22 protein-coding genes, 1 rRNA gene and 1 pseudogene are annotated in these 22,888 nt (G+C 70.8%); 8 read left to right on the top strand and 16 right to left on the bottom strand.

Going from position 1 to position 22,888, the window contains the following annotated elements:
* A 5S ribosomal RNA gene (gene rrf / locus ACIRFH_RS13130) occupies nucleotides 1-95 on the top strand; the annotation flags it as partial.
* Between the two features lie 61 nt (nucleotides 96-156).
* On the opposite strand, the gene ACIRFH_RS13135 is transcribed toward rrf, so the two are convergent.
* Together ACIRFH_RS13135 and ACIRFH_RS13140 are read right to left on the bottom strand one after the other, a co-directional pair.
* A complete protein-coding gene (locus ACIRFH_RS13135) occupies nucleotides 157-834 on the bottom strand; it encodes a response regulator (protein WP_403519853.1) in 678 nt (225 codons plus the stop codon).
* Nucleotides 831-2,078, bottom strand: a complete 1,248-nt coding sequence (locus ACIRFH_RS13140) for a sensor histidine kinase (protein ID WP_403519855.1) — start codon at nucleotides 2,076-2,078, stop codon at nucleotides 831-833. The genes ACIRFH_RS13135 and ACIRFH_RS13140 overlap by 4 nt, the downstream gene beginning before the upstream one ends.
* A gap of 94 nt (nucleotides 2,079-2,172) precedes the next feature.
* Here ACIRFH_RS13140 and ACIRFH_RS13145 point away from each other — a divergent pair, with 94 nt between their 5' ends.
* Nucleotides 2,173-2,739: a GNAT family N-acetyltransferase gene (locus ACIRFH_RS13145; RefSeq protein WP_403519857.1), complete on the top strand. Its 567-nt coding sequence runs from the start codon at nucleotides 2,173-2,175 to the stop codon at nucleotides 2,737-2,739.
* On the opposite strand, the gene ACIRFH_RS13150 is transcribed toward ACIRFH_RS13145, so the two are convergent.
* The 6 genes from ACIRFH_RS13150 to ACIRFH_RS13175 form a co-directional block, all read right to left on the bottom strand.
* The gene (locus ACIRFH_RS13150; protein WP_403519859.1) at nucleotides 2,736-4,238 is read right to left on the bottom strand and encodes a type VI secretion protein; all 1,503 of its coding nucleotides are present in this window, start codon (nucleotides 4,236-4,238) and stop codon (nucleotides 2,736-2,738) included. The genes ACIRFH_RS13145 and ACIRFH_RS13150 overlap by 4 nt on opposite strands.
* An 18-nt stretch (nucleotides 4,239-4,256) precedes the next feature.
* Nucleotides 4,257-5,669, bottom strand: a complete 1,413-nt coding sequence (locus ACIRFH_RS13155) for an ATP-binding protein (RefSeq protein WP_403519861.1) — start codon at nucleotides 5,667-5,669, stop codon at nucleotides 4,257-4,259.
* A gap of 12 nt (nucleotides 5,670-5,681) precedes the next feature.
* Entirely contained in the window at nucleotides 5,682-7,223 is a 1,542-nt protein-coding gene (locus ACIRFH_RS13160; protein ID WP_403520154.1) for an SCO6880 family protein, read from the bottom strand.
* Nucleotides 7,224-7,237: 14 nt separating this feature from the next.
* A complete protein-coding gene (locus tag ACIRFH_RS13165; RefSeq protein WP_403519863.1) occupies nucleotides 7,238-8,590 on the bottom strand; it encodes a hypothetical protein in 1,353 nt (450 codons plus the stop codon).
* Nucleotides 8,580-9,416 carry a hypothetical protein gene (locus tag ACIRFH_RS13170; RefSeq protein WP_403519865.1) on the bottom strand — a complete coding sequence of 279 codons (837 nt, stop codon included), beginning with the start codon at nucleotides 9,414-9,416 and terminating at the stop codon, nucleotides 8,580-8,582. Before ACIRFH_RS13170 ends, ACIRFH_RS13165 begins: the two co-directional genes overlap by 11 nt.
* A 205-nt stretch (nucleotides 9,417-9,621) precedes the next feature.
* The gene (locus tag ACIRFH_RS13175) at nucleotides 9,622-9,930 is read right to left on the bottom strand and encodes a hypothetical protein (protein ID WP_019526682.1); all 309 of its coding nucleotides are present in this window, start codon (nucleotides 9,928-9,930) and stop codon (nucleotides 9,622-9,624) included.
* Between the two features lie 415 nt (nucleotides 9,931-10,345).
* Between ACIRFH_RS13175 and ACIRFH_RS13180 the strand changes: the two genes are divergently transcribed.
* Together ACIRFH_RS13180 and ACIRFH_RS13185 are read left to right on the top strand one after the other, a co-directional pair.
* Nucleotides 10,346-11,290 carry an NlpC/P60 family protein gene (locus ACIRFH_RS13180; RefSeq protein ID WP_403520156.1) on the top strand — a complete coding sequence of 315 codons (945 nt, stop codon included), beginning with the start codon at nucleotides 10,346-10,348 and terminating at the stop codon, nucleotides 11,288-11,290.
* 225 nt (nucleotides 11,291-11,515) lie between these two features.
* Entirely contained in the window at nucleotides 11,516-12,223 is a 708-nt protein-coding gene (locus ACIRFH_RS13185; RefSeq protein ID WP_403519867.1) for a phosphatase PAP2 family protein, read from the top strand.
* A 2-nt stretch (nucleotides 12,224-12,225) separates the two neighbouring features.
* Here ACIRFH_RS13185 and ACIRFH_RS13190 read toward each other — a convergent pair whose 3' ends face one another.
* Complete coding sequence (locus tag ACIRFH_RS13190; protein WP_403519869.1) at nucleotides 12,226-13,797, bottom strand: FAD-binding oxidoreductase; 1,572 nt, start codon at nucleotides 13,795-13,797, stop codon at nucleotides 12,226-12,228.
* 430 nt (nucleotides 13,798-14,227) lie between these two features.
* Nucleotides 14,228-14,395, bottom strand: coding sequence for a hypothetical protein (locus tag ACIRFH_RS13195; RefSeq protein ID WP_403519871.1), 168 nt, complete (start codon nucleotides 14,393-14,395; stop codon nucleotides 14,228-14,230).
* An 88-nt stretch (nucleotides 14,396-14,483) separates the two neighbouring features.
* Here ACIRFH_RS13195 and ACIRFH_RS13200 point away from each other — a divergent pair, with 88 nt between their 5' ends.
* Nucleotides 14,484-15,371, top strand: a complete 888-nt coding sequence (locus ACIRFH_RS13200) for a hypothetical protein (protein ID WP_403520159.1) — start codon at nucleotides 14,484-14,486, stop codon at nucleotides 15,369-15,371.
* A gap of 68 nt (nucleotides 15,372-15,439) precedes the next feature.
* Complete coding sequence (locus tag ACIRFH_RS13205; RefSeq protein ID WP_403519873.1) at nucleotides 15,440-15,619, top strand: hypothetical protein; 180 nt, start codon at nucleotides 15,440-15,442, stop codon at nucleotides 15,617-15,619.
* 32 nt (nucleotides 15,620-15,651) lie between these two features.
* Here the strand turns inward: ACIRFH_RS13205 and ACIRFH_RS13210 are convergent, their stop codons facing one another.
* Nucleotides 15,652-16,029, bottom strand: a complete 378-nt coding sequence (locus tag ACIRFH_RS13210) for a metal-sensitive transcriptional regulator (RefSeq protein WP_403519875.1) — start codon at nucleotides 16,027-16,029, stop codon at nucleotides 15,652-15,654.
* A gap of 228 nt (nucleotides 16,030-16,257) precedes the next feature.
* Here ACIRFH_RS13210 and ACIRFH_RS13215 point away from each other — a divergent pair, with 228 nt between their 5' ends.
* Together ACIRFH_RS13215 and pitH are read left to right on the top strand one after the other, a co-directional pair.
* The gene (locus ACIRFH_RS13215) at nucleotides 16,258-16,878 is read left to right on the top strand and encodes a DUF47 domain-containing protein (protein WP_077799272.1); all 621 of its coding nucleotides are present in this window, start codon (nucleotides 16,258-16,260) and stop codon (nucleotides 16,876-16,878) included.
* A gap of 7 nt (nucleotides 16,879-16,885) precedes the next feature.
* Nucleotides 16,886-17,884, top strand: coding sequence for a low-affinity phosphate transporter PitH (pitH, locus tag ACIRFH_RS13220; protein WP_403519877.1), 999 nt, complete (start codon nucleotides 16,886-16,888; stop codon nucleotides 17,882-17,884).
* Nucleotides 17,885-18,042: 158 nt separating this feature from the next.
* On the opposite strand, the gene pstB is transcribed toward pitH, so the two are convergent.
* The 5 genes and pseudogenes from pstB to ACIRFH_RS13245 all read right to left on the bottom strand — a co-directional run bounded on the left by pstB (nucleotide 18,043) and on the right by ACIRFH_RS13245 (nucleotide 22,833).
* Nucleotides 18,043-18,819 carry a phosphate ABC transporter ATP-binding protein PstB gene (gene pstB, locus ACIRFH_RS13225; RefSeq protein WP_403519879.1) on the bottom strand — a complete coding sequence of 259 codons (777 nt, stop codon included), beginning with the start codon at nucleotides 18,817-18,819 and terminating at the stop codon, nucleotides 18,043-18,045.
* Nucleotides 18,820-18,849: 30 nt separating this feature from the next.
* The gene (pstA, locus tag ACIRFH_RS13230; RefSeq protein WP_403519881.1) at nucleotides 18,850-19,911 is read right to left on the bottom strand and encodes a phosphate ABC transporter permease PstA; all 1,062 of its coding nucleotides are present in this window, start codon (nucleotides 19,909-19,911) and stop codon (nucleotides 18,850-18,852) included.
* Nucleotides 19,908-20,912, bottom strand: a complete 1,005-nt coding sequence (gene pstC, locus ACIRFH_RS13235) for a phosphate ABC transporter permease subunit PstC (RefSeq protein WP_403519883.1) — start codon at nucleotides 20,910-20,912, stop codon at nucleotides 19,908-19,910. Before pstC ends, pstA begins: the two co-directional genes overlap by 4 nt.
* A 128-nt stretch (nucleotides 20,913-21,040) precedes the next feature.
* The gene (gene pstS / locus ACIRFH_RS13240) at nucleotides 21,041-22,168 is read right to left on the bottom strand and encodes a phosphate ABC transporter substrate-binding protein PstS (RefSeq protein ID WP_403519885.1); all 1,128 of its coding nucleotides are present in this window, start codon (nucleotides 22,166-22,168) and stop codon (nucleotides 21,041-21,043) included.
* 221 nt (nucleotides 22,169-22,389) lie between these two features.
* Nucleotides 22,390-22,833 (bottom strand): annotated as a pseudogene (locus ACIRFH_RS13245) (NUDIX hydrolase).
* Nucleotides 22,834-22,888: the final 55 nt, after the last annotated feature.

The raw sequence follows: 22,888 nt of genomic DNA on the forward strand, positions 1-22,888 counted from the left end.
AAACGCCCGGTTACATTCCGAACCCGGAAGCTAAGCCTTACAGCGCCGATGGTACTGCAGGGGGGACCCTGTGGGAGAGTAGGACGCCGCCGAACAATTTTTGGGAGAACCCCGCACCGGAAACGGTGCGGGGTTTTCTGCGTTTCCAGGTCCTTTTCAGGACGGCTTCACCAGTTTCGTGTCGTACGCCAGGATGACCGCCTGGACGCGGTCCCTGGAGCCCGTCTTGGCCAGGATGCGCCCCACGTGTGTCTTCACCGTCGACTCGGCCAGATGAAGACGCTGCGCTATCTCCGTGTTGGTCCAGCCCTGGCCCATGACCATGAGGATCTCTCGCTCGCGTTCCGTGAGCGAGGCCAGGCGCGGGTCGGGAGAGCCGTCGGAGGGGGCGTCGGCCGCGGTGCCGGTCGGGAGGTGGTGGACGTAGGCGTCCAGCAGGCGGCGGGTCAGGCTCGGGGCCACCACCGCGTCGCCCGTGGCGACCGCGCGGATGCCCGAGAGGAGCTCCTCCGGCTGGGCGTCCTTCACCAGGAAACCGGAGGCACCGGCACGCAGGCCGGCGTAGGCGTACTCGTCGAGGTCGAAGGTCGTGAGGATGAGGACCCGGGTGCGGTGGCCGGCGGCGATGATGCGGCGGGTCGCCTCGATGCCGTCCAGGCCGGGCATGCGGACGTCCATGAGGACGACGTCGGGGTGGAGTTCGGCCGTCAGACGGACGGCTTCGGCGCCGCCCGCGGCCTCACCCACCACCGTCATGTCGTCCTGGCTCTCCAGGAGCATCCGGAAGCCGAAACGCTGGAGCGGCTGATCGTCGGCGATGAGGACGGTGGTCACTGCGGGGGTTCCTCCGGGAGATATAGGTGAACGCGCCAGCCCCGGTCGGGGTGTGGGCGTGGGCCGGCCTCAAGTGTGCCGCCGTACAGGGATGTTCGCTCGCGCATGCCCGGCAGGCCCCGGCCGTCGGAGAGCGCGGGGGACGGGCCGCCCCGGCCGGTGTCGGTGACGGTGAGGGTGACGGCGCCGCCGGCCTCGTAGGAGAGGTCGATCCGGGCGGTGGCGTCGGGGCCCGCGTGTTTGAGGGTGTTGGTGAGGGCTTCCTGGATGACGCGGTAGAGCGCGAGCTGGCGGCCCGGTGGGAGTACGGCGTCGCCCCGGATGGCCGTGTGGACGGGCAGACCGGCCTTGCGGACGCCGTCGATGAGCCGGTCGAGGTCGGTGAGGGCGGGCTGCGGGGCGAGATCGGCTCGCTCCTTCTCCTCGTCGCGCAGGACGTCGAGCAGGCGCCGCAGTTCGCCCAGGGCCTGGCGGCTGGTCGTGCCGATGGCGTCGAGGGCCTGGGCGGCACGTTCCGGGGACTTGGCGGCGGCGTACCGGCCGCCGTCGGCGAGGCCCGTGATGACGGAGAGGTTGTGGCCGATGATGTCGTGCATCTCGCGGGCTATGCGGGCCCGTTCGGCGGCGGCGGCGAGCTGGGCCTGCTGGTCGCGTTCGATCTCCAGGCGGCGGGCGCGGTCCTCCAGGACCTCGGTGTAATTGCGCCGGGTGCGGACCGTGACGGCGATGAGGGCCGCGATCCCCATGGACAGCAGCTGCGAGCCGACCTGCTGGTTCCACGGGCCCACGTCCTCTCCGTGGCGGGCCAGGGTGACGCACGTCGGGACCGACATCAGGGCCGTCGCCCACCCCAGGGTGCGCAGGGGCAGGCGCAGGGCGATGTGGAAGAGGACGACCAGCTGGAGCAGGGACGCCTGCAGGGCTGCACCCGTCCAGGCGTTCACCGCGGCGACCGGAGCCATGACGAGGAGGGCGGCGCGGGGGTGGCTGCGGCGCCAGAGCAGGGGGACGGAGAGGCCGAGGCTCAGGGCGAGGACGAGGCCGCCGGGGAGACCCGGATCCTGGGCGACGCTGCGCCAGCCGCCGCCGGCGTAGTCGATCAGGGCGGCCGTCACCCAGAAGCCGGTGAAGTGGAGGTCCCACACGAGGGGCCGGCGCCGGTCGAAGGCACGGACTCGCCGGTTGACGCGCTGCACGTACTCGGTGAGGGGCTCGGCCGCTCGCTCTTCCACCACGGGCTCCATCCGACCATGTTCGGGCGTGTCGGGGCGCCGGGCGTCCGTCCCGGGGCCGTATATGAGATGAAGGGTGTCGTACCGGAGTACTACGGTGGCCCGCATGAGCACCCCGACCAGCGGTGACTACGTCATCCGCGCCGTACGACCGGACGACTGGCCCCGGGTGAAGGAGCTGCGGCTGGACGCGCTGCGGGACCCGGTCGCGCACCTCGCCTTCCTGGAGACGTACGAGGAGGGCGCGGCGAAGGCGGACGCCTTCTGGCAGGACCGGGCGATCGGATCCGGTGAGAGATCCACGACGGCCCGGCAGATCGTCGCCGAAACGCCCGACGGGAACTGGGCCGGAACGGTCACCGTGCTCATCGAGGAGCCCGGGACCGAGGACTGGGCCGGGCATCCTGTCGAGTGCCGGCAGGGGCATGTGGTCGGGGTGTACGTCCGGCCCGAGCACCGCGGGAACGGGCTGGTCGAGGCCCTGCTCGACGCGGGTGCGGAGTGGGCGCGGGAGCGGGGTGCCGAGCGGGTGCGGCTGATGGTGCACCAGGACAACGAACGGGCCCGGGGCGCCTACCGCAAGGCGGGGTTCGTGCCGAGCGGGACGGTCGTGCCGCTCGTGCGGGACGCGTCGCAGAACGAGGTGGAGTTCGTGCTGAGCCGGCCGTCCTAGGCCGGCAGCTCCTGGTGCGGCCAGCGGGCGCGGGCCTGTTCGCGGGAGCGGAGCAGGGCGAGGGTGGGCAGACCCTGGTCGGCACCGGTGGCCAGCAGCTCCGGGAGCTGGGGGAGCGGGGCCACGGCGGCGACGTCGTCCAGGACGAGCGTCATTGGTGGGTCGAGCCGACCGGAGGATGACCGTTCGGCCATGCGCCGGCCGCGCTCGACCACGCTGGAGACGAGCGCCGTCAGCAGAGGCATCGCGCCCGGGCTCGTCCGGGGGTCCTCGATGGATTCCCCCACCACATAAAGGGTGCCCTGTTCATGGACGAAGGAATCCAAGGCGAGGGCATCAGTTCGGTGGGGAGTGCACGCCTCTCGGATGTTGACCACGGAGAGGGCGGCCAGGGCACGGGTGGTCAGCTGCTGGGCCATGTCCCGGCGTTCGGGGTGGGCGGTGAGGGCCGCCTCCAGTTCGCCCGCGGCGCCGGGGGCGGCCTTGGGGTGGGTGCGGAGGATGCGTACGGCGTCCTGGATCTGGCTGCCCTGGGTCCAGCGGTGGACGTGGCGGACGGTGCGGCCGTCGACGGCGGCGGCGTGGAGGTAGCTGCGCAGGAGCGTGGTGGCGGTGTCGCCGACGGCCTGGTCGAGGCGGGCGGTGGGCCGGACCGGGGTGAGGAGCGCGGTCGCCCGGGCGAGTGCCGTCGGTTTGTCCTCGCAGCCCGCGACGGGGGACCAGTGGAGGCGGGCCGGGGTGTCGCACAGGTGGGTGGGGTCGTAGAGCAGGACGGGGCCCAGCTTGGCGCGGGCGTCCTTGGTGTCCTGCCACAGGGCGGGGTTCGACGTGACGACGAGGGCGGGGCCGTCCGCGTCGCTCACGGCCTGGGCGGCGGTGGTGCGGCGGCTCTCCCGCGTGCCCAGCAGGATGGTCTCCCGTCCGCCGCGGCTGCCGCCCGGGGGAGCGGCCGCGGGTGCCTGCTCCGTCGCCGTCCGTACCCACGGCTCGGCGGTCGGCGCGGGCTCCGGTGCGGTCCTCGGGGTCGGTACCTCGTGGCGGGGTGCGGCCGGTGCCGGGGACGGTGTCCAGGCGGGTTGCTCCTGGACGGGCGACGGCGGCCGTTCCGCGGGTGACCGCGCGGCCCGTCGCTGGAGCCGCACCGCCTTCCAGCGGGCCACCGTGCCCATCACGAACACGGTCAGGACGACGAGCACCATCAGCTGGCCGATGAACAGCCCCCAGAACAGCCCGTACCCGGAGAGCGCCGCCGCGGGGGCGTCCGGCCAGGCACCGGTGATGTCGTGGGGCTCGGCGATCAGGTGGCGCATGGCCAGGGGGGTGCCGGAGAAGGTGACGCCGGCGGGCCAGGAGCCGTGGGCGAACAGACCGGCGAGGCCCGTCGCCGTCCACACCAGCAGGGTCATGCCGAGGAGGAACGCGAGGATGCCGACCAGCAGGCCGTCGGGAATGCCGCCCTGCTGCCCCGGCCGCTGTTCGCGACGGTCGTCCGGTCTCATGCGTCCCTCCCGCCGCCCCTACGCCACCGTCGATTCGGACGAGTCCGCGATGTGCTGCTCCATGAAGGCCGCCGCCCGCTCCTCCGCCTCCAGCTCGGCGGCGCGCAGGGCGTCGTCCGCGAGGTCGGCGGAGGACTCGGTCATCGCGCGGTCCGTGAAGACCAGGGGGCGTTCGGTCTCGGTGACCAGGTGTTTGACCACCTGGACGTTGCCGTTGACGTCCCACACCGCGATGCCGGGCGTGAGCGACGGGATGATCTCCACCGCCCACCTGGGCAGGCCGAGCACCCGGCCGGTCGCCCGGGCCTCGTCGGCCTTCTGGGCGTAGATCGTCCGTGTCGAGGCCATCTTCAGGATGGCGGCGGCCTCCTTCGCCGCCGCCCCGTCCACGACGTCGGAGAGGTGGTGCACCACCGCCACGAACGACAGGCCCAGCCGGCGCCCGAACTTCAGCAGCCGCTGGAACAGCTGCGCCACGAACGGGCTGTTGATGATGTGCCAGGCCTCCTCGACCAGGAAGATGCGCTTCTTGCGGTCGGGGCGGATCCAGGTGTGCTCCAGCCATACGCCGACGATGGCCATGAGGATCGGCATGGCGATGGAGTTGCGGTCGATGTGGGACAGGTCGAAGACGATGAGCGGCGCGTCGAGGTCGATGCCGACGGTCGTCGGGCCGTCGAACATGCCGCGCAGGTCGCCGTCGACGAGCCGGTCCAGGACCAGTGCCACGTCCAGGCCCCAGGCCCGTACGTCGTCTATGTCGACGTTCATCGCCTCGGCCGACTCCGGCTCGGGGTGGCGGAGCTGCTCGACGATGTCGGTGAGGACGGGCTGGCGTTCGACGATGGTCTCGTTGACGTAGGCGTGCGCGACCTTGAGCGCGAAGCCGGAGCGCTCGTCCAGGCCGTGGCCCATCGCGACCTCGATGATCGTCCGGAGCAGCGCGAGCTGGCCGGTCGTGGTGATCGCCGGGTCGAGGGGGTTGAGCCGGATGCCGTGGTCCAGGGCGGCCATCGGGTCGAGGCGGATGGGAGTTATCCCCAGTTCCTGCGCGATGAGGTTCCACTCGCCGACGCCGTCCTCGCCCTGGGCGTCCAGGACGACGACCTGGCGGTCCTTGAAGCGGAGCTGGCGCAGGACGTACGTCTTCTCCAGCGCCGACTTGCCGTTGCCGGACTCGCCGAGGACCAGCCAGTGCGGGGCGGGGAGCTGCTGGCCGTACAGCTGGAAGGGGTCGTAGATGTAGCCCTTGCCGGAGTAGACCTCGCGGCCGATGATCACGCCGGAGTCGCCGAGGCCGGGTGCGGCGGTGGGCAGGTAGACGGCCTGCGCCTGGCCCGTGGAGGTGCGGACCGGGAGGCGGGTCGTCTCGACCTTCCCGAACAGGAAGGACGTGAAGGCGTCGGTGAGGACGGACAGCGGGTCCCGCATCAGGCTCAGCCCCTACCTTCGGATGCCGGTGGCGAACGGAAGTGTGTTCACGAAGGCGCGGTGGTGCTCGCGGTCGCACCACTCCAGTTTCAGGTACGACTTTCCGGCCGAGGCCCTTATCGTCCGCTTGTCGCGGGCGAGCGCCTCGGGGGAACGGGAGGAGACGGTGATGTAGCCGACCAGGTTGACGCCGGCCGCGCCGCTGGCGAGGTCCTCGCCGCGCTGGTCGAGCCGGCTGTGGGCGGCGATGTCGCGCGGGTCGACGGTCCGGTTCATCTTGGCGGCGCGGGAGGCCTCGGCCTCGTCGTTGGTCTTCTCGGTCAGCATGCGCTCGATGGCGACCTCGGTGGGTTCGAGGTCCATCGTCACGGCGACCGTCCGGATGACGTCCGGGGTGTGGACGAGCAGCGGCGCGAGGAAGTTCACGCCGACCGGGGTCATCGGCCACTCCTTGATCCAGGCCGTGGCGTGGCACCAGGGGGCGCGGGTGGAGGACTCGCGGGTCTTGGCCTGGAGGTAGGTGGGCTCCATGGCGTCCAGCTCGGCCGGCCAGGCGTTGCGCTTGGTCATCGCCTGGATGTGGTCGATCGGGTGGTCCGGGTCGTACATGGAGTGGATGAGGGAGGCGAGCCTGCCCTGGCCGAGCGGCTGGCGGACGCGGATGTCGGCCTCCTGGAGGCGCGAGCAGATGTCGGTCAGCTCGCGCGCCATCACCACGGCGAGCCCCGCGTCCCGGTCGACCTTGCGCCCGTTCTGCGGCCGGGCCGCCCGGGCCATGGTGTGGGCCTCGGCGGCCAGTTCACGCGTGTAGTGCATGCAGGCGACGAGGTAGGCGCGGTGCTGCTCGCTGCTGGTGGACACCATCGACTGCAGCTGGTCGTACGACTGCTGCAGCCACGGCAGCGCCTTGTCGTCGCCGCGTACGGCGACGTCCTTGGCGTGCGCGTCCGGGTCGGCGGGGAGGGTGCGGGCGAGCATCTGGATGCGGGTGACGAAGCCGTCGCCGTTGGCCACGTGCTTGAGCAGGGTGCCGAAGCGGTCGACGAGGGCCTCCTGGTCCTCGGAGTCGCGCAGGCCGACGCCGGGGCCCTCGATCTCGATCGCGGCGGTCACGGTCTTGCGGTCGGCGTGCAGCAGCACGGCGATCTCGTCCGGCCCGAAGGGCGCGGCCAGCCAGGTGATGCGGCCGATGCCGGGCGGCGGGCCGACCTCGACCTCCCGGCCGTCGAGCCGGGTGCCGGCCTCGATGGCGCCGGAACGGTAGGTGGTGCCCTGGCGCAGCGTCCGCTTGTAGCTGCGGTTGATCTCGAACCACTTGTAGAACGTGCGGTGCTTGTACGGCACGTAGACCGCCGCCAGCGCGAGCAGCGGGAAGCCCATGAGCAGCACGATGCGCAGGGTCAGGACGGGGACGAGGAGCCCGCACATCATGCCGAGGAACGCGCCCGCGATGATCAGCGCGATCTCGCCGGTCTCGCGGTTGCGTCCGACGATCGCGTTCGGCCGGGCGCGGCCGATCAGATACGTACGGCGGGGCGTGACCGGATGGGACATGTGGGACTCGGTCGTCAACGCCCGTCACCTCCTGAGCTGTTGCTGGTGCCGCTGTTGCGGGTGTTACTGGCATGGGGCGTGTTCACCGGGCTGCCGGAGCGCGGTGCGGGCGCGGCGGAGGGGACACTTCCGCCACCACCGTTCGAGGGGCGCGAGCTGTGCGCGGCGACTCCGCCGGAGGCGGGGTTGGAGGGGCGGGACGCGGAGGAGGAGCTGGACCGGCCCCCGCCTCCGCCGTCGCCGTTGTGGCGGGTGCTGTGGGTTCTGATGCCCTGGGCGACGAGGTTGGCCGGGGAGCTGATGACGGCCGCGGCCTTGCCCTCGGCGCCCTGCATGATGCGGTTGTTGCGGGACCCGGCGATCTCGTCGCCGAAGCCGGGGACGAAGCGGTAGATCATCGCGGACGCGAAGATGGCGAGCAGGATGATCGCGAGGCCGGAGACGACGGCGGCGAGGGAGTCGGGCCCCTTGTCCATGGTCAGCGCACCGGCCAGGCCCAGCACGATGACGATGACGGGCTTGACCAGGATCACCGCGATCATGATGCCCGCCCAGCGGCGGACATGGCCCCACAGGTTCTTGTCGACGAGGCCGGCGTAGACGACGACGCCGAGCAGGGCGCCCACGTAGAGCAGGACGGCTCGCAGGTACAGCTCCAGGTAGAGGATGCCCGCGGCGATGATCGACACGAACGACACCAGGATCAGCATGATGGGGCCGCCGCCGATGTCGTTGCCCTGCTTCAGGGTCTTGGAGAAGGTGCCGAAGAACGTGTCCGTCTGGTCCCCGGTCGCCTTGGCCAGGACGTCGCTCACCGCGTCGGTGGCGGAGACGACCGTGTAGAGGATCAGCGGGGTGAAGGCCGAGGCGAGCACGGTCAGCCAGAGGAACCCGATGGCTTCGGACAGGGCGGTGGTGAGGGGCACGCCGCGCACGGCCCGCTTGGCCACGGCCAGCAGCCAGAGGAGGAGCGTGAGGATCGCGGACGCCGCGAAGACGACGGCGTACTGCTGGAGGAACGTCCCGTTCGTGAAGTCGACCTCGGCGGTGTTCTTCACGGCGTTGCTGAGCATGTCGACGGTCCAGGACGCGGCGTCGGCACAGCCCTTGGCGAGGGAGGAGAGGGGGTCGAGGGTGGAGGTGAGGCCGGGGGCGTCACCACCGGTACCTCCGGTGGAGCCGCCGCCCTTGTCGTCACGCTCACAGTACTGTTTGGCGGGGCCGATGAGCAGGTCACAGGGGTCGTCACTCGGCGCGGGCGTAGGAGTGGGAGCCGCGAAGGCGCGGGTGGCCAGTAGGACGGCAGTTGCCTGAACTGACGCCAGCACGGCAGTGAGAGTAAGTACGCGTCGCGGGCTACCGGGCATAAGTGAACCCTCCGTACTCCTCGATGGCCTTGCTGATCTCGTCGGAACTGGCGGCTCTGTCGTCTCCTGGAACCGGTGCCGGGCCGTTCTTCTGGGTATCCGTGCCGATTTTCCAGTCGTCAGCGACCCACTCGAGGTTGAAGGTCCAGGTCTTCCACGTCGTGGTCACCGGATCGGTCGACTTTTCCCCTGACATCCCGATCAAGCCCATGTACCAGACGGCGACCTTGGCGCTGGTGTCGCTGTACTGCTCGACCTTGGTGCCCACGGGAATGGTGCGCGACACGAAGGTGTTGCCTTTCGGCGCAGCGCCGTTGGCGTCGAGCCCCAGTTTGTTGAGGAAGCTTGCGGAGTACGCCGAGTCCATCGCGCTCTGGAGCTTCACTGCTGCGGTGGGCGTGTAGATGGTGTCGACGATGGTGTGCCGACTGTCCTTCTGGAACATGCCGGTCGAGCCCAGTGCCACCGCGTAGTTCGCCGCCGCGCTCTGGGCGCCCTGTTGGTCGTGGGCGAAGCCCGAGGGGATGCCGGACGCCTTCGTGGTCACCGGCTGTTCGCCGGACGGCGCCGTCGCCGAGGTCTTCGGCTTGTCGCCGGACGCCGCCTCGCCGGACGTTGCGGAATCGTCTCCTCCACGGTTCGCGAAGGCGATCGCGGCGATCAGGAGGACGACCACGCCGACCACGGTGACCAGGCTGCGCGAGGACGAGCGTCCGCCGCGGCGGGCGCCTCCGTACGCGTCGCCGCCGTTGTCGGGCAGCCGCGTCCGGGTCTGGCCCGTGCCGCCGTAACCGCCGGAGGACTGGTGGTCGTCTCCGAGACTCATGCCGCGTACGCCCCCTCGACGTCGTGCGGGAACACCTCGTACCCCATGCCGTAGAAGTATGACGGTAGCGGTGCCGGCCCCCGTTCGGGCGCGGTGTGGTGACTGGACATCAGGGAAACGCAACCTCAACCGGTGGGCACGACGGGCGGGTGGGATGGAGGGGGAACCGGGCGCGCCCGGCGGGGCCGGTGGACCGCGCGCCCGCCTACACGGCCATGCCGTACACGATGGTGAAGAGCGTGCCGAGCGAGCCGATGATGAACACGCCGGTCAGACCCGCGATGATGAGGCCCTTGCCCTGCTCGGCGCTGAAGGTGTCCCGGAGCGCCGTGGCACCGATGCGCTGTTTGGCGGCACCCCAGATGGCGATGCCGAGGCAGAGCAGGATGGCGACGGCCATCACCACCTCGATCATCACCTTCGCCTCGTTGCCCAGGCTGCCGAAGGGGCCCCAGTCCGGAGCGATCCCCCCGATGATGGTGTTGATGTCTCCCTCGTCGGCCGCAAAGAGCATGTAAGTCACCGCCCCTGTTGGGTAGTTCCGTGCCCCCTGCGTTCATGCAGAGGTCAGGCCTCATTGTCGCCGACAACGGCGCCGTCGTATGTCGACTTGGCGTCATTGATTGGCGGGTTTCGTGCGAATAGCTTGCCACCGGACCGCACCGTGCCCTCGTGGGGTGGTGCGGACCGGTATGCAAAGATTCGTATCGTCACTCTGTGTATCACGGCGTGTCACGCTGGGCAATGAGGTGGGTCCGCAACTTGCCGCGCAGTCCGTCGTTGGCCACTCTTGCGCCCTCGCCCCCGCACTGACATACCGTCACACTCGGTGGACGTGGCCTGGGAAGCGGCTGAATGGGAAGGGTTGGGCCGTGCGCAAAGTGTGGTTCATCGGCGGCGCCGCAGTCGGACTGGGCGTCAGCTTCGTGATGCTGCTGGTCGTCGGGGTCTACCTCGTCGCCGGGAACCTCGCGGGCGGTGTGGGCGGCGGGGTCAAGAAGCTGGCCAAGGGGGCCGTGCCCGCGGCGTATCAGGGGCTCGTACAGAAGTGGGGCAATCTGTGCCCCGCCATCAACCCCGCGTTGCTCGCCGCCCAGCTCTACCAGGAGAGCGGCTTCAATCCCAGGGCGCGCAGCGCGGCGGCGGCGCAGGGGATAGCGCAGTTCATTCCCGGGACGTGGGCCACGCACGGCATCGACGGGGACGGGGACGGCGACCGGGACGTGTGGGATCCGGCGGACGCGATTCCGTCGGCGGCGTCGTACGACTGCTCGCTCGCGTCGTACGTGAAGGACGTGCCCGGGAACGCGACCGAAAACATGCTGGCCTCCTACAACGCGGGCGCCTACGCGGTCATCAAGTACCAGGGCGTGCCGCCGTACGAGGAGACGCGGAACTACGTCAAGATGATCACGACCCTGGAGAAGAGCTTCGCCGCTCCCACCTCGCGGGTCGATCCCTCCGAGCAGGCCGCCGGGGCCATCGCGTACGCGCAGAAGAAGCTGGGGACGCCCTATCTGTGGGGCGGGAACGGGACCGCCGACCAGGGAGGGCGGTTCGACTGCTCGGGGCTGACCAAGGCCGCCTACGAGAGTGTCGGGATCAAGCTGCCCCGGGTCGCCAACGACCAGTACAACGCGGGGGCGCATCCGGCGCGGGACGAGCTGCTGCCGGGGGACCTGGTGTTCTTCTCGGACGATCTGACCAATTCCCGGGCCATTCGGCACGTGGGGATCTACGTCGGCGGCGGGTACATGATCGACGCGCCGCGGACGGGGGCCGTGATCCGGTTCGACCCGATCGACACGCCCGATTACTTCGGGGCCACGCGGGTGACCGAAGATGGCGCGAAAGCATTGCCCACGACAGTGTGAACCGACCGTGAACCCCTCCCCTGAGCTGCGACGACGTATCTCTCTTCGATAACGTCTGCGTGATCATTCGGTGGAGTGTGGAACGTATCAACGGGGGCCGTGCGTTCCTGTTGTCGTGTAGGTGTGCGGCACAGGGACGAGAGCCGGCGGATCTACGACCACGGGGGTGGCAGGAGAGCCGAGCGCAAGGTGCGCCGGAGGACATGACGAAGGGGCCGCTGCAACATGGCTGGACTCGCGGAATCAGGGTCGAACCCCGACGTCGAGCTGCTCTACGACATCAACGGACTCGCCAAGGACGCGCCGCACTGGTTCGACCGCGTCATGGAGTTCGTGGGTGAGTACGGACTGCTGTTCGCGATCGTGCTGCTGGTGCTGTGGTGCTGGTGGGGTGTGCGGCGACGGGGCGGCGCGGACGCGGCCTCGTCCGTGGCCGCGCTGGTGTGGGCGCCGCTGGCGGCCGGTATCGCCGTCCTCGTCAACGTGCCGATACGGGGGTTCGTGGAGCGGCCCCGGCCCTTCAAGGACCACGACGGGCTGGAAGTGCTCGTCTCCGGCAAGGACGACTTCTCCTTCGTGAGCGACCACGCGACGCTCGTCATGGCCCTGGCCGTCGCGCTGTTCGTCGCCAACCGGAAGTTCGGGATCGGGGCGATCGTGCTCGCCCTGTTCGGCGGCTTCGCCCGGGTCTACATGGGCGTGCACTATCCGACGGACGTCATCGGCGGCTTCGCCCTCGGCACGGCCGTCGCGCTGCTGCTGTCGCCGGTCGCCATGGCCCTGCTGACGCCGCTGGTCAAGGCCGTCGAACGGTCGCCGCGGGCGGGCTGGCTGGTCAGGGCGCGCGGGCGGGCCGAAGAGGGTCGCGGCTCCGTGATCCCGGGGGCCCGGCAGGAGAGTGCCGGGTCTCAGGAACGGGACCTCGCCGCCTAGGCCTACAGAGCCTGGGGGAAGGTGAAGACGCGGTCCGGGTCGTACTGGCGTTTCAGTTTCGCCAGGCGCGGGGCCGCGTCTCCGTAATAGGCCCGCCGCCAGTCCGCCAGGGCCGGATCCGGGTAGTTCTGGTACGCGGCGCCCGAGGCGTACGGGCGCAGGGCACCGTACGTGGACGCCAGCCAGGACCGGACCGCCTCGCCGCTCGTGCCCGGCCGCCACGAGGCGAGGTACTGGGCCAGCATCCTCGAGCGGCGGTGCACGAACGCGGTCGCCGTCGGCGCGACGCGGTTCACCGCCCCGCCGAGCGCCGTGAACACGATGCTGCCGGTGCCGTCGCGCACCGGGCGGACCTGGGACAGCAGGGCCCGGACGCCGGCGGGCGGCAGCGAACGGTCGTAGAAGTCCGAGCGGGCCGCGTACGTCTCGCGCTTCAGCGCGCCCTGCGGTGACCGGCCGGGCGTGGTGCCGGGGAGATGGCACCGGGCGTTCGCGGTGAAGGACGAGCAGCCGGCGTACACCTCCATCGACGCCTCGTACGAGCGGCGCCTGAGGAAGACGCCGCTCGCCGGGGCGCCGATGCGGGCGGCGAGGCGGTCGACCGCGTTCTGCAGCTCGCCGTAGGTGCCGAGGGAGAAGGCGGCGACCGTCACGGTCGGGCCGCCGTGGGGCTTGGCCTCCAGGTGGAGGGACGACCAGATCTCGTCGGGTTGGCCCGGGCCCCACTCCTGCCAGGCGCGGACGACCGCGGCGGCCTTCGCCCAGGGCCAGGTCAGGTACGCCGTCACGGCCTGGGGCGCGGGGTGGGTGCGGAAGCGGAGCTCCGTGACGATGCCGAAGGTGCCGTTGCCGGCGCCGCGCAGGGCCCAGAAGAGGTCCTTGTGCTCGGCGGCGTCGGCGGTGATCTGCTTGCCGTCCGCCGTGATCAGGGTGGCCTGGGTGAGGCTGTCGCAGGTGAGGCCGTAGGCGCGGGAGACGACGCCGTGGCCGCCGCCGAGGGTGAGGCCGGAGATGCCGACGGTGGGGCAGGAGCCGGCCGGGACGGTCACGCCCTTGGCGGCCAGGGCGCGGTAGACGTCGATCAGCTTGGCGCCGGCGCCGACGGTGGCCTGGGTGCCGCTCACCCGGACGCGGTCGAGTTTCGACACGTCGATGATCAGGCGGCCGTCGCCGGAGGACCAGCCGGCGTAGGAGTGCCCGCCGTTGCGGATCGCGACGGGGACGCGGTGGGCTCGGGCGTAGGAGAGGGCGGTGCGGATGTCGTCGGGGTGGGCGGCGTAGGCGACGGCGGTGGGGCGGAGGGTGTCGAAGCGGGTGTTGTAGAGCTGGCGGGCCGTCTGCCAGGACTGGTCGCCGGGGCGGAGGAGGGGGCCGTCGAGGGATTTCGCCAGGGCGGTCCAGGTGGCGGGGGGCGGCTTGGCAGCGGTGGTTGTGGGGGTGAGGCGGGGGGTCTGGGCGGGGGCGGGGTTCTTGCCCGCGCCGGGGGGTGTGTCGGGGGGTGTGCCGGTGCACGCCGTGGTGACGGTGGTGAGGGCGGCGGCTGTGGTGCCGCCGAGGAAGGTGCGCCGGTTCATCTGCGTCTCCGGGTCCCGGGGGTTGTGGGAGGGAGACGGGGTGGTGGGGGTGTGGGTTCCACGGGCTGGGCCGGGCGGGTGTCCGGCGGGGTGGGCGCGGGGCCGGGTGACGCGGGGCGGCGTTGGCGGGGTGCTTCTCCCAGGGGGGCCCTCAGCGCTCGCCTGTGCCGGTCTGGGGGTGTCTTCCTGGGCGTTCAGGTAGTGGGGAGACGCAATCGCCCGCGGTTCGGCGAGTGGGTGCGGGGCGGCGCTGATGAGGCGCGAGGTGGGGGTGGGGGCGCGGGGCGGGGACGCGGGCGGGTGACGCGGCCCGGCGTCGGCGGGGTGCCTTCCCCGGAGAGGGCATCCCCAGCGCCCACCCGTGCCGCCCTTGGCGGCGCGATCGCCCGCGATCGCCCGCGGCTGCCCGCGGCTGCCCGCGGTGGCGCGGCTACGGGGCGTGGGACTTCGCGTCCGTGCGGGCCTGGCTCCTGGCTCTGCGGGCCGGGCCCCGCCACCCGCAGGTGCAGCGGGCCGTGCAGAAGGCACCCTGTTCGACCGTGCTGGTGCGGTGTTCCGGTATGTCCTGGGGAGCTTCGCGAGCGTCCTGCTGAGCCACGGCCACAACGTTACCGGGGTCGCCCGCCCGTCGTTAGCCGGGACGACAGGGGGCCCGGGACGGGCCGTGTCGGCTGGGGTAGGTGGCGATGGTCGGGCGGGAGAGGGAGCGACGGGGCAGGAAGGCGGGGGCGACCTCCGTCGTCGGGGCCGTGGTCGGCGTGGGCCTGGCCGCCACCGGATGCTCCGGGCAGGGAGCCGCCGCGCAGGACCCCCGGTCCGGCGACCCGGTCCGCGTGCTGCACCGGGCCGCGGACCGGCTGGTGGCCGCCGGCAGTTCCAAGGCCCGCACGGCCATGGAGATGGCCAGCGGCGGGACGCGGGTGACCATCCGCGGCGAGGGTGTCTACGACTTCCGCGAGCGGCTCGGCAGGTTGAAGGTGAAGCTGCCGCAGGACCCGGCGGGCACGAGCGGGCACCGGCCGATCACCGAGCTGCTGACGCCGGGCGCCCTGTTCATGAAGAACCGGGGTGCCGGTGTGCCCGACGACAAGTGGGTGCGGGTGGCGACCGCCACGCTCTCCGACGGGAACCTGGTGACCGGCGGGGCGACGGATCCGTTCGCCGCCGCCGAGGTGCTGCGGGGCACGCGGACGGCGACGTACGTGGGCCGCACCGAGGTCGCGGGGACCGCGGTGCGGCACTACCGGGGGACCGCCGACCTCGCCCGGGCGGCGCGGGACGCCTCGGACGGCAACAGGGCGGCGCTGTCCGCGGCGGCCGAGGGGTTCGCCACCGCCGAGGTGCCGTTCGACGCCTACCTCGACGACGCGGGCCGCATCCGCAAGGTCCGCCACCGGTTCAGCTTCGCCAACAGGCAGGGCGGGGGCACCGTGGCCGTCGCCTCGACGACGCTGCTCTACGACTTCGGCGCCGCCGTGCGCGTACGGCTGCCCGAGGATGAGGACATCTACGCCGGGAGGATCGCCGAGGCGCCGGACGGGGAGCCGGGCGGAGGCGTGGACGGCAAGGACTAGCCCTTCCGTGCCATGCGCGGTGCGTGGACCGCTCCCTACTCTAGGAAGCCGGTGACGGCAGAGACGAGGTGACGCGCGTGGCTCCGGTCGGCGGTACGGCAGTTCAGGACCATGTGGCGCTCGCCGAGATAGAGCTGTGCGGGGAGCTGATCATCGCGGCCTCGGCCGCCCGGGAGCGGCTCAGCCTGGAGAGCATCGACGAGGTGCTGAGGGTGGCCGAGGAGCGCGGCGCCGGCACCGACCGGTAGGCCGGGGCGCCGGGCGCGACGGGTCCGCCGGCTCAGGTGCGCAGCAGGCGGCCGATCGCCTTCGTCGCCTCCTCCACCTTCGCGTCGATCTCCGAGCCGCCCTTGACGGCCGCGTCGGCGACGCAGTGGCGCAGGTGCTCCTCGAGGAGCTGCAGGGCGAAGGACTGCAGGGCCTTGGTGGAGGCGGAGACCTGGGTGAGTATGTCGATGCAGTAGACGTCCTCGTCGACCATGCGCTGCAGGCCGCGGATCTGGCCCTCGATGCGGCGCAGGCGTTTGAGGTGCTCGTCCTTCTGCTGGTGGTAACCGTGGATGCCGCGGTCGTGGTCCGTGACGACGTCCGTCCCGTCCGTCTCCACCGTGTCCACGGCGGGGGAGGGCGCGCCTGCGCCGGCCTCGGTGGTCGTCATCGCGTCCTCCTGGTGAGAAGATTGCCGACATATACCCCTGGCGGGTATATGGTACCGAATTTTCCGGGGTAGGGGATCCCTGCACGCAGCGCGGAGCACGGCCCCCGGGTCGCCCCCCTGCTCATCACTCTGCCTCATGGGCGACACTGGGGGACGGCCCGTTAGCCGTGGCCGGATGATGCGCCTAGCATCAGCCTGACCGAAACCGATGCACCCCGAGGACCCCACGTGCGCTTTCGTCTGACCCCCAGGGAGACGAGCTTCTACGACATGTTCGCCGCGTCCGCGGACAACATTGTCACGGGCTCCAAGCTCCTGATGGAACTGCTCGGGGCGGACGCACCCGCCCGGGCCGAGATCGCAGAGCGTATGCGGGCCGCCGAACACGCGGGTGACGACGCCACGCACGCGATCTTCCACCAGCTGAACTCCTCGTTCATCACGCCGTTCGACCGCGAGGACATCTACTCCCTCGCGTCCTCCCTCGACGACATCATGGACTTCATGGAGGAGGCCGTCGACCTGGTCGTCCTCTACAACGTCGAGGAGCTGCCCAAGGGCGTCGACCAGCAGATCGAGGTGCTCGCGCGGGCCGCCGAGCTGACCGCCGAGGCCATGCCGAACCTGCGGACCATGGACAACCTCACCGAGTACTGGATCGAGGTCAACCGGCTGGAGAACCAGGCCGACCAGATCCACCGCAAGCTGCTCGCCCACCTCTTCAACGGCAAGTACGACGCCATGGAGGTGCTCAAGCTGAAGCAGATCGTGGACGTGCTGGAAGAGGCGGCGGACGCGTTCGAGCACGTGGCGAACACGGTGGAGACCATCGCCGTCAAGGAGTCCTGACCCCTCCATGGACACCTTCGCTCTGATCGTGACCATCGGGGTCGCGCTCTTCTTCACGTACACCAACGGTTTCCACGACTCGGCGAACGCGATCGCGACGTCCGTGTCGACGCGGGCGCTGACGCCTCGGGCGGCGCTCGCGATGGCCGCCGTGATGAACCTCGCCGGCGCCTTCCTCGGCTCCGGGGTCGCCAAGACCGTCAGCGAGGGGCTGATCGAGACACCCGAGGGCTCGAAGGGGATGGGAATCCTCTTCGCGGCGCTGATCGGCGCCATCGTGTGGAACCTCATCACCTGGTACTTCGGCCTGCCCTCGTCGTCCTCGCACGCGCTGTTCGGCGGCATGGTCGGCGCGGCGCTGGCGGGCGGCACGACCGTGTACTGGCACGGAGTGATCGACAAGATCGTCATCCCGATGTTCGTGTCGCCGGTGATCGGTCTGGTCGTCGGCTACCTCGTCATGACGGCGATCATGTGGATGTTCCGGCGGGCCAACCCGCACAAGGCGAAGCGCGGCTTCCGTATCGCGCAGACGGTGTCCGCGGCGGGCATGGCGCTGGGCCACGGTCTGCAGGACGCGCAGAAGACGATGGGCATCGTGGTGATGGCGCTGGTCATCGCCGACGTCGAGGACTACGGCGACCCGATCCCGGTGTGGGTGAAGATCGCCTGCGCGCTGATGCTGTCGCTCGGGACGTACGCGGGCGGCTGGCGGATCATGCGGACGCTGGGGCGGAAGATCATCGAGCTCGATCCGCCGCAGGGGTTCGCCGCGGAGACGACGGGGGCGTCGATCATGTTCGGGTCGGCGTTCGTGTTCCACGCGCCGATCTCGACGACGCACGTGATCACCTCGGCGATCATGGGTGTGGGGGCCACGAAGCGGGTGAACGCGGTGCGGTGGGGGGTCGCGAAGAACATCATCCTGGGGTGGTTCATCACGATGCCGGCGGCTGCGCTGGTGGCCGCGTGCTCGTACTGGCTGGTGGATCTGGCGGTTCTGTAGCGGCGCCCGGCGCCCGGCGTTGGTGCCGGGCGGGACGGCACGGCTGCCCGCGGTCGCGGGCGTACGAAGAGGCAATGGGCCCGCCCCCGGTTCGGGGGCGGGCCCTTTTCGCCTCGCGGTGGCACCGCCATGCAGCACCGCGAGGGGATCGGTCCGGCCTAGCCGAAGCGGCCGGAGATGTAGTCCTCCGTGGCCTGGACCGACGGGTTGGAGAAGATGCGCTCCGTCTCGTCGATCTCGATCAGCCGGCCGGGCTGGCCGACCGCGGCCAGGTTGAAGAACGCCGTGCGGTCCGAGACGCGCGCCGCCTGCTGCATGTTGTGCGTCACGATGACGATCGTGAAGCGCTCCTTCAGCTCGCCGATCAGGTCCTCGATCGCGAGGGTGGAGATCGGGTCCAGGGCGGAGCAGGGCTCGTCCATCAGGAGGACGTTCGGCTCCACCGCGATCGCGCGGGCGATGCACAGGCGCTGCTGCTGGCCGCCGGAGAGGCCGGAGCCCGGCTTGTTCAGGCGGTCCTTGACCTCGTTCCAGAGGTTGGCGCCCTTGAGGGACTTCTCGACGATGTCGTCCAGCTGGGACTTCTTGTACTTGCCGTTCAGGCGCAGGCCCGCCGCCACGTTGTCGTAGACCGACATGGTCGGGAACGGGTTCGGACGCTGGAAGACCATGCCGACCTCGCGCCGCACGGCCACCGGGTCGATGCCGGCGCCGTACAGGTTCTCGTCGTCGAGCATGACCTTGCCGTCGACCCGGCCGCCGGGCGTGACCTCGTGCATGCGGTTCAGCGTGCGCAGGAAGGTGGACTTGCCGCAGCCGGAGGGGCCGATGAAGGCCGTCACCGAGCGGGGTTCGACGGTCATCGAGATGTCCTCGATGGCCAGGAAGGAGCCGTAGTAGGCGTTGAGGCCGCTGACATCGATGCGCTTGGCCATGTGAATCACTGCTTCTTTCGGTCCGGGGCCTTAGCGACCGGTCTTCGGGGCCTTCCAGCGGGCTATGCCGCGGGCCACCAGGTTGAGGATCATGATGAACGCGATGAGCGTCAGGGCCGCCGCCCAGGCACGGTCGTACGCCGCGTCGGAACCGGCGCCGTACTGCAGGTAGATGTACATCGGCAGCGATGCCTGCGGGTCCTGGAACGGGTTGGTGTTGATGAAGTTCGTGCCCCAGATCAGCAGCAGCACGGGGGCCGTCTCGCCGGTGATGCGGGCGATGGCCAGCATGACGCCGGTGGCGATGCCGCCGATGGACGTGGGCACGACCACCTTGAGGATGGTGCGCCACTTCGGCACGCCCAGGGCCAGCGAGGCCTCGCGCAGCTCGTTGGGCACGAGCTTGAGCATCTCCTCGGTGGAGCGGACGACCACCGGGATCATCAGGATGCACAGGGCGAGCGAACCGGCGAAGCCGGAGGGGCCCATGTCGAGGATCACGATCCACAGGCTGAGGACGAACAGGCCGGCGACGATCGACGGGATGCCCGTCATGACGTCGACGAAGAAGGTGACGGCCTTCGCGAGCCTGCCGCGTCCGTACTCGACCAGGTAGACGGCGGTGAGCACACCGATCGGCACGGAGATCAGGGTGGCGATGCCGACCTGCTCCAGGGTGCCGAGGAGGGCGTGGTAGATGCCGCCGCCGGGCTCGGTGTCGGCGACGACGCCCATGGAGTGGGTGAGGAAGTAGCCGTCGAGGACCTTCACGCCCTGCTTCACGGTCTCCCAGGCGAGGGAGGCCAGCGGGATGACGGCCAGGAGGAAGGCGACCCACACCATGCTGGTCGCCACCCGGTCCTTGGCCTGCCGGCGGCCCTCGACCCGGGCCGAGATGCCGTAGGAGCCGAGGACGAACAGGACCGCGGCGATCAGGGCCCACTGGACGTCGCTGTGCAGACCGGCCGCGGCGCTGATGCCGAGGCCCAGGGCGACCGAGCCCGCGGCGACCGCCCACGGGAACCACTTCGGCAGGGTGGCGCCGCGCAGCGAGCCGCCCGGGCGCTCGTCGGAGAGGGTTGCGTGGCTCATGCGTTGGCCCCCGAGTACTCCTTGCGGCGGGCGATGATCAGGCGCGCCGCGCCGTTGACCAGCAGCGTGATGACGAAGAGCACCAGACCGGACGCGATCAGCGCGTCCCGGCCCATCGGGGTGGCCTCGTTGAACTTGCCGGCGATGTTCTGCGCGAAGGTGCCGCCGCCCGGGTCGAGCAGGCTGGCGTTGATGTCGAACGTCGGGGAGAGCACCATGGCCACGGCCATCGTCTCGCCGAGCGCGCGGCCGAGGCCGAGCATCGAGGCGGAGACGACGCCGGAGCGGCCGAAGGGCAGCACCGACATCCGGATGACCTCCCAGCGCGTGGCGCCGAGGGCCAGCGCGGCCTCCTCGTGCATGCGCGGGACCTGCCGGAAGACCTCGCGGCTGACGTTGGTGATGATCGGCAGGATCATGATGGCGAGCAGGATGCCGACGGTGAGCAGCGAGCGCGGGGCGCCGCCGCTCCAGGACAGGACGCCGGTCCAGCCCAGGTAGTCGTCGAGCCAGCCGTACAGGCCGCCCAGGTGCGGCACGAGGACGAGGGCGCCCCACAGGCCGTAGACGATGGAGGGCACGGCGGCGAGCAGGTCGATCACGTACGCGATGGTCCCGCCGAGGCGGCGCGGCGCGTAGTGCGTGATGAACAGGGCGATGCCGACGGCGACCGGGACGGCGAGGGCCATGGCGATGATCGACGAGACGACCGTGCCGAAGACCAGGACGGCGATGCCGAACCGCGGGGGGACGCCGCTGGGGTTCCACTCGAAGGCGGTGAAGAAGTTGGCCTCGTCGTCGCCGATGGCGACCGTGGCGCGGTAGGCGAGGAAGGCCGCGATGGCGGCCATGAGGACCAGCACGAGGATGCCGGATCCGCGGGACAGCCCGAGGAAGATCCGGTCACCGGGGCGGGTGACACCGCGCGTCGCGCGTTCGGTGTCGCCGCGGGGCGGCTGGGGTGCGGGGGGAGCTGTCGGCTTCTGTGTGGTGGTGTCCATCGGGTTCTCCGGTCTGCGGAGCCGCCTGTGCGGCGGCCCGGGCGGGGCCGCCCGCGTGGCGGGGCCCCTGGCGGCGGTGCACCGGACGGTGCGGTCCGGCCGCCCTCGGCGACCGGACCGCACCCGTGTCAGCTCAGGCCCGAGATGGTCTCGCGGACCTTGGTGATGATCTCGGTGGGCATCGGGGCGTAACCCGCCTCCTTCAGGAGGCCCTGGCCGTCCTCGGAGGCGATGTAGTTCAGGAAGGACTTGGTGGCGGGCAGGGTCTCGGCCTTGTTGCCCTTGTCGCAGACGATCTCGTACGTGACGAGGACGATCGGGTAGGCACCGGCGGCGCTCGGCGTGTAGTCCAGCTTCAGCGCGAGGTCCTTGCCGGTGCCGACGAGCTTCGCGGCGCCGATGGCGGCGGTGGCGTTCTCGACGGTGGCCTTGACCGGCTCGGCGGCCTCGGTCTTGATGTCGACCGTCTTGATGCCCTCGGCGAAGGAGAGCTCGAAGTAGGAGATCGCGCCGCTGGTCGCCTTCACCTGCTGGGCGACGCCGGAGGACTGCGGAGCGGACTGGCCGCCCTTGGCCGCCCACGCCTTGGCCGGCTCGTACTTCCAGTCGTTCGGGGCGGCGGCCTTGAGGTACTTGGTGAAGTTGTCCGTGCTGCCGGACTCGTCGGAGCGGTGGAAGGCCTGGATCTTCAGGTCGGGGAGCTTGGCGCCGGGGTTGAGCTTCTTGATCGCCTCGTCGTTCCAGTTGGTGATCTGGCTGTCGAAGATCTTGGCGAGCGTGGGGGCGTCGAGGACGAGCGTGTCGACGCCGGGGACGTTGTAGCCGATCGCGATCGGGCCGCCGACCATCGGGAGGTCGATGCCCTGGCCGCCGGAGCAGACCTTCTTCGACGCCTCGACGTCCTCGGGCTTCAGCGCCGAGTCCGAACCGGCGAACGCGGTCTGGCCCTGGGTGAACGCCGTGATGCCGGCGCCCGAGCCGTCGGGGCGGTAGTTGAGCTGCACGTTCTTGCACGCCGACGTGTACTGCTTGACCCACGCGTCGATCGCGTTCTTCTGCGCCGAGGAACCGGAGGCCTGGAGCTGGCCCTTCGCGTCGTCGCACTTGATGTTGCTGTTGGCGGCGGAGGCACCGGCCTTCCCGCCGTTGCCGGCGCCGCCGGTGTCGTCGGAGCCGCACGCCGTGAGGGCCAGGGCGCCGGAGACGGCGAGAGCACCGAGAGCGAGGGCCCGCCGGTTCATGCGCTGAAGCTTCACTTGAGGGAGTTCCTTCCAGGAGCCGCCGTCCTGAATCCGGCGGCGTGCGAGGACTGCTGACACGGACGCGCTCTCGGGAGGCGCCCCGTATCGGGTAAGGCCGAAATTAGGCAGAACAGGTGAAGCCGCCGATGGCCGTGAATGAACGAGGGGTGAACCCCTGTGGACGGTGCGGTGAGGTCACGGAATGCTTACGTCGATGACACGGCGCGGTTTCCGGGTCACCCGTCGTACGCCGCGCCCCCGTCCGGGCGCGGCGCGGCCGGCAGCGCGTCGACGAGCGCCCGGTCCCGGGCGTGGGTGAGACGGGCGCGGGCGGCGGCGGGCGGCAGCCACAGGACGCGGTCGACCTCGTCGTTCGGGGTGAAGCCGCCCGAGACGGCCCGTGCCGCCCGGTACCGGACCTCCTTGGGGCGGCCGTCCGCCAGGTAGCGCACGGTGCGCAGTCCGGCCCCCGGCACCGCGATGCACCCCGTCTCCTCCGCCACCTCGCGCAGGGCCCCGGCGAGCGGGTCCTCGCCGGGTTCGAGCTTGTCCCTGGGGTGCGATCAGTCGTCGTACTTCGGCCGGTGGACCAGACAGAGCCGCGGCTCGCCGGTGCGCGGGGCGCGGCGCCACAGGACGCAGCCGGCGGCGTGGACGGTGGGGTCCTCGGGAGTGCTCATGCGGGGCTCGCCGTCCCTTCGCGGGTCACCGTGCCGGTACCGGTGCCGGTGCGGG

It is taken from the genome of Streptomyces sp. NPDC093586, from assembly GCF_044764905.1.
Classification (GTDB): Bacteria; Actinomycetota; Actinomycetes; order Streptomycetales; family Streptomycetaceae; genus Streptomyces.